Source organism: Paraburkholderia sp. BCC1886, assembly GCF_900996245.1.
Taxonomy (GTDB): Bacteria; Pseudomonadota; Gammaproteobacteria; order Burkholderiales; family Burkholderiaceae; genus Paraburkholderia.
Window position 1 is genome coordinate 1 of record NZ_CAAJGK010000126.1, and the last position, 446, is coordinate 446.

Consider the following 446-nt stretch of genomic DNA (forward strand, 5'->3'; position numbering starts at 1 on the left):
AGGGGCAGCCGAGCGTGCGATCCTGCGCAATGCGGGCTACGACCACCTGGCCGACCAGATCGATCCGCTGGACCCTACCAACCTGGCGGCGTCGACACTGATGGCCAGCGTCTTCGGCGGCGTGCACGCTGTCGGCCAGGTGCGCGCGGGCCGCGCGGCGACTGCGCCGGCTACCGGTATCGACTCGTCCACGCCGCTGCCGTCGCTGGATCTCGCGGCGCGTCGCGCGCTTCCCTACGATTCGCCGGTGCTGGCGAGCTACATCACGCAGGCCGCGCAGCACGCCGGCCGGCTCGCCCGATTGCGCGGCCAGTTGTGCGGCGCCGGTGAAGGTCGCCACCGCCAGCGCGCGGCCCTGTTCCTCGTTCAGGCCGAGCTGGCGTGCCGCCTCCTGTAGCGCCTCGATGAAATAGAACACGTAGGCAGGGCCGCTGCCGGAGATCGCC

The 446-nt window shown here is 71.7% G+C and carries 1 pseudogene; it reads right to left on the bottom strand.

Going from position 1 to position 446, the window contains the following annotated elements:
• Positions 1-274: 274 nt before the first annotated feature.
• Positions 275-446: pseudogene (locus FQ746_RS33285) on the bottom strand (pyrroline-5-carboxylate reductase dimerization domain-containing protein); the annotation flags it as partial.